The 4585-nt window shown below is 34.1% G+C and carries 5 protein-coding genes; 3 read left to right on the top strand and 2 right to left on the bottom strand.

Features of this window, described 5'->3' with window-relative positions:
* Window positions 1–62: 62 nt before the first annotated feature.
* Together AACY61_RS09090 and AACY61_RS09085 are read right to left on the bottom strand one after the other, a co-directional pair.
* Window positions 63–1319, bottom strand: coding sequence for a cation:proton antiporter (locus AACY61_RS09090; RefSeq protein ID WP_339611261.1), 1257 nt, complete (start codon window positions 1317–1319; stop codon window positions 63–65).
* A 260-nt stretch (window positions 1320–1579) separates the two neighbouring features.
* Complete coding sequence (locus AACY61_RS09085; protein WP_339611260.1) at window positions 1580–2503, bottom strand: LysR substrate-binding domain-containing protein; 924 nt, start codon at window positions 2501–2503, stop codon at window positions 1580–1582.
* 178 nt (window positions 2504–2681) lie between these two features.
* Here AACY61_RS09085 and AACY61_RS09080 point away from each other — a divergent pair, with 178 nt between their 5' ends.
* The 3 genes from AACY61_RS09080 to AACY61_RS09070 form a co-directional block, all read left to right on the top strand.
* Entirely contained in the window at window positions 2682–2954 is a 273-nt protein-coding gene (locus tag AACY61_RS09080) for a hypothetical protein (RefSeq protein ID WP_339611259.1), read from the top strand.
* 50 nt (window positions 2955–3004) lie between these two features.
* Complete coding sequence (locus AACY61_RS09075) at window positions 3005–3964, top strand: sodium-dependent bicarbonate transport family permease (RefSeq protein ID WP_339611258.1); 960 nt, start codon at window positions 3005–3007, stop codon at window positions 3962–3964.
* 83 nt (window positions 3965–4047) lie between these two features.
* Window positions 4048–4585 (top strand): nitroreductase (locus tag AACY61_RS09070; protein ID WP_339611257.1); only part of this gene is annotated, 538 nt, incomplete at its 3' end.

The raw sequence follows: 4585 nt of genomic DNA, 5'->3' as shown, positions 1-4585 counted from the left end.
TGTTTTTGTTCATTGCTGCTAAGTCTGTCTGATTTGAGTACAAAAGGTGTATATTTCACTTTTCAAAAATCATCCAGCTTATGTTTCTTCGGGTTTTTCTTAAAATAGTTTATGATGGAAGGCGCTGTGATTCCGTGTAAAATAATAGAAAATAGAATAATATATGCAGCAATTGAGTAAAGCTCATATTTGTTTTCAAACAAATCTGTTTGCATAAAGGCCCAGGAAAGATAAAAAACTGACCCCACACCGCGTATACCTAAAAAACTAATCGCCAGCTTATTTTTAACCGAATCTTTGATACCCACCAAAGCAATCATCCCGGCCAAAGGTCTTAGAATTAAAACAAAGGTAGCACTGAATAAAATGCCTTTCCAGTCTGTCACATCCAAAATTCCATTCATAATAGTACCCCCGAATAAAATTATCCAAACCACAATTAAAAGACGTTCTATCTCGTGATTGAAATCGTGCATTTTCTTTTTATATTTTCCGCTAACATTTTCTGAATAACGCAAACTGAGTCCCGCAAAAAAAACAGCCATAAAACCATAGCCGTGAACCAATTCGGAAATACCATAAACAGCAAATGTTAATGAAAGTGCTAAAAATCCATCATAGGTTTGAATACCCTTCCATTGTTTTAAATGAGTAAGAATATATCCGGTAAATCTACCAATCAAAATACCCACTAGAACACCAATTACAATTTTCAACAACAATTTATCCCAAAACCAATCCCCAAAATTAAATGCCGCAAAACTTCCTGCTTGGACGACCATAACGGCAAGATAGGTAAAAGGAAAGGCCAAGCCGTCGTTCAGGCCAGCCTCAGCGGTAAGCGAAAAACGTATTTTATCCCTGAGCTTGTCTTCCCGCTCCGGGTCATCCAATTGAACATCTGAGGCCAGGACAGGATCTGTTGGAGTTAAAATAGCAGCCAGCAACAATGACGCTGGAACACTTAAAGCCAAAAAATAAGCCCCAATAAAATAGGTCATTAACATTGTTAAAGGCATCGTTATGGCAATGAGTAACAAAGGTCTTTTCCAAGCCTTAAAACTGTAATCGCTTCCCATTTTTAAACCGGCACCCATCAATGATATAATGACAATGGCTTCAGAAAAAATCATGATAACATTGTCACTCCAAAGTAAATCCGTCCATCCCAAAGGGATTCCAACAATGTAAAGTAAAATACCTATAGGTAAAAGAATGATTGGCGAGCTCACTTTGATTTTTTCAGAAATTGATGGTAACCAAGCCATGAGTAGCGTAGCAAAACCCAAACTTGCCAGAAGTAAGTAGTGATCTTTCATCAGGTCATTATTTTTTTATCATACAGTTAGAATTACTAATAATCTTTTGCTTAAAAACAGTAGTCATAAATTTAAAAATAAACCTTTTTAATAAACCAACTTCAGTTTTTAACAACTTTAGCAAACAAAACACACTAAACATATCTGTACATTATAAAAGTTTATGAATATCATAATTAAAAGTTATATGACATCCAACTGTAAACTTTAAAAGCTTGCTTGGTTTAAAAGATAAAAAAGAATCAACGGATTATTAATTTTTAATACCTGTCATACCACCCAAAATTTAAATTAATTAGTTTCTTTTTTTCCTTTTTAATATGGTTTAAGTAGGCCAAAGCAACAGGAGAAAACTTTTTTCCTTTCATCCAAATAATCTGCCAATTTGATTTGATGGGAAAGCCTCCCACAGGGATAATTTCCAGGTCCCCGTTTTTTAACTCATTTTTGATCCCGATAATAGGCATTACTGAATACCCAAGCCCTGCAATAACAGCTTGTTTTACAGCTTCATTTGATGTGAGTTCCATTTTTTTTAACACCGGAAGATTGTTTTTCTTCATAAATTCTTCCATAACCTGCCTGGTACCTGAGCCTTGTTCTCTGTATATCAATGGTATTTTACTAAAAATATCTTTACTGTGATGTTCCTTTTTTAAATCTTGCCCTTTTGAACCAATCAAAAAAAGTTTGTTCTCCATGAGTTCAATGCTTTCTACATTGAGTTTTTCCGGAAGAACTGAAACGAGTGCTATATCCACTTCATTGTTTTCGAGATTTTCAATGACTTTGGATTTATTAGTCACATCTAAAGACAGGTTTACACCCTGATTTTGCTGAACAAATGAAGAGAGGAAATAAGGCATTACATATTTTCCGGTAGATACAATTGAAATTTTTAAGCGCCCTGAAAGTTGACCCTGAAAAGCCAAAGTTCTTGAGTTAATTGTTTCAACTTCGCGTATTATATTTTCAGCGATTTCTGCAATTTCTTTCCCAAAATCTGTTATGTATATTTTTCTGCCTATGACCTCTGTCAAAGGTATTTCAAATTGTTCCTGAAAATTTTTTAGCTGAATAGAAACTGCCGGTTGAGATAAGTGCAGCTCTTTTGATGCCTTTGTTACACTTTGAGTTTGGGCAACCTTCAGATAAACCTGTAACTGATGTAAAGTATAGTTCATAAAAATAAATTATATGTTATATCAAATATATAAATAATATTTTATAATTACTTTAAACGAACTTTGCTCCATCAAAAATTGATAAAAGTGAAAAAGTAACAACAGCATAAAACCAATTTTTACAAAGCAACTTTTCAAGTTTAAACCCATAGAGTAACAAACAAAAATTAACGAAGCAATGGAGAAATTAAAACTAATTGAAGGAAAATTTAATTCTGAGGAGGCAAAAGAAATCCTTCTTAGTCTCATAAACAGTAAAATTCAATTTCACACCATAAATGAATTTAGTTTACAAGAACGCACCGGTGTGTCAAAAACCGGATCCACAGAACGAATAAAAGAATTGTTGGAAACAAAAAAACATATTTTATCAATTATAGAAAAATCAAAAAAGGAAAACCTACTTCTAGATATTCATTCAACCCTTAATATAGACTATTATTCAAAATAAACTAAAACACGCAGTAGCTTTCAATTTAATCAAAACTAATTTTATAAAATATGACTCTTGACTTATTGATTGATAACCTAACGAGCCCCGCTTTACTTTTTTTTGTAATGGGAATTCTGGCAGTTCAACTAAAAAGTGATTTGGAAATTCCTGAAGGCTCTTCAAAATTTATTTCCCTTTATCTACTTTTCTCAATTGGATTTAACGGCGGACGAGAATTAGCTCACAGTGAATTTACAGTTGAAATAATCTGGACCGTACTTTTTGGAATCATTACGGCAATCGTGATTCCTTTTTATACCTTTTTTCTTTTAAAAAGAAAATTAAGTATTGAAAATTCTGGTGCAATAGCTGCTGCTTATGGTTCAATAAGCGCAGTTACTTTTGTTACAGCAGTATCATTTTTAGAAATTCAGCAAATCGACTTCAGTGGGCATATGGTGGCGCTTATGGCTTTGATGGAAGCCCCTGCGATTGTTATTGGCGTTATTTTGATTAAAATTTATGGGGTAAAAGAGCAAAACTCTCCTAAAATGAAAACCCTAGTAAGTCACTCATTTGCTAATGGGAGTGTGGTTATGATTTTGGGAAGTTTGATCATTGGTCTTTTAGCGAGTGAAAGTCAAGCTCAAGGCATATCCCCGTTCACTACAGATATTTTCAAAGGGTTTTTAGCAATTTTCTTATTGGATATGGGAATCATAAGCGGTAGAAAATTAGGAGACTTTTTTAGAAGTGGTTGGTTTACAACGGCATTCTCAATTGTAATTCCATTAATAAATGGGTGTGTTGTTGCTTGGTTAAGCTTTTTGGTTACTGAAAATGTTGGAGATAGATTTATGCTTTCCATACTGGCAGCAAGTGCATCATACATTGCTGTTCCCGCTGCAATGAAAATAGCTGTACCTAAAGCAAATCCCAGCCTTTATTTGCCGATGGCTCTGGCGGTGACCTTCCCCTTTAATATCACTTTTGGGTTTCCCATTTATTTGTCAATAATTGGAAGTTGATAACAGTTTTTTAGAATTAATTTTGAGAAAAGTAAAAAAGATATTGTTTCATTTTTATATCTTTAATTTTCAATAAAAAAGTTATGATTTTAGACATTATCAAACGTCGCCGTGCCGTTTTTCCTGCTCAATATAACGAGAACCCCATCACCAAAAATCAAATTCTTCACGTGCTGGAAGCAGCCAATTGGGCACCCACACACAAACGCACAGAACCCTGGCGATTTAAAGTAATACAGGGCGAAAGCTTAATTAAATTAGGAAATTTTTTAGCGGAAAAATACAAAACTACCTCCGGGAAGTTTTCTGAATTTCAATACAAAAAATTAAAAGAAAATCCCTCAAAAGCTTCCTGCATCATAGCCATTTGTATGCAACGCGATCCTAATGAGTCTTTGCCCGAGTGGGAAGAAATTGCTGCAACAGCCATGGCTGTTCAAAACATGTGGTTGATGTGTACAGATTTGAATATCGGCGCCTATTGGAGTTCGCCGGGATTAATCAAATATATGCATGATTTTTTTGAATTCAATGAAGGTGAAAAATGCCTTGGTTTTTTTTATATGGGAAAATTTGATGAACAATTATTTGAGGGAACCAGACAACCCATTGAAGACAAGA

It is taken from the genome of uncultured Planktosalinus sp., assembly GCF_963973675.1.
Taxonomy (GTDB): domain Bacteria; phylum Bacteroidota; class Bacteroidia; order Flavobacteriales; family Flavobacteriaceae; genus Planktosalinus.
This window is presented reverse-complemented; position numbering and strand designations above follow the sequence as displayed.

What these genes read in the sequence shown, in the direction of transcription:
- AACY61_RS09080 (WP_339611259.1), top strand. Translation starts at nt 2,682, where the DNA reads ATGGAGAAATTAAAACTAATTGAAGGAAAATTTAATTCTGAGGAGGCA.
- AACY61_RS09090 (WP_339611261.1), bottom strand. Translation starts at nt 1,319, where the DNA reads ATGAAAGATCACTACTTACTTCTGGCAAGTTTGGGTTTTGCTACGCTA.
- AACY61_RS09075 (WP_339611258.1), top strand. Translation starts at nt 3,005, where the DNA reads ATGACTCTTGACTTATTGATTGATAACCTAACGAGCCCCGCTTTACTT.
- AACY61_RS09085 (WP_339611260.1), bottom strand. Translation starts at nt 2,503, where the DNA reads ATGAACTATACTTTACATCAGTTACAGGTTTATCTGAAGGTTGCCCAA.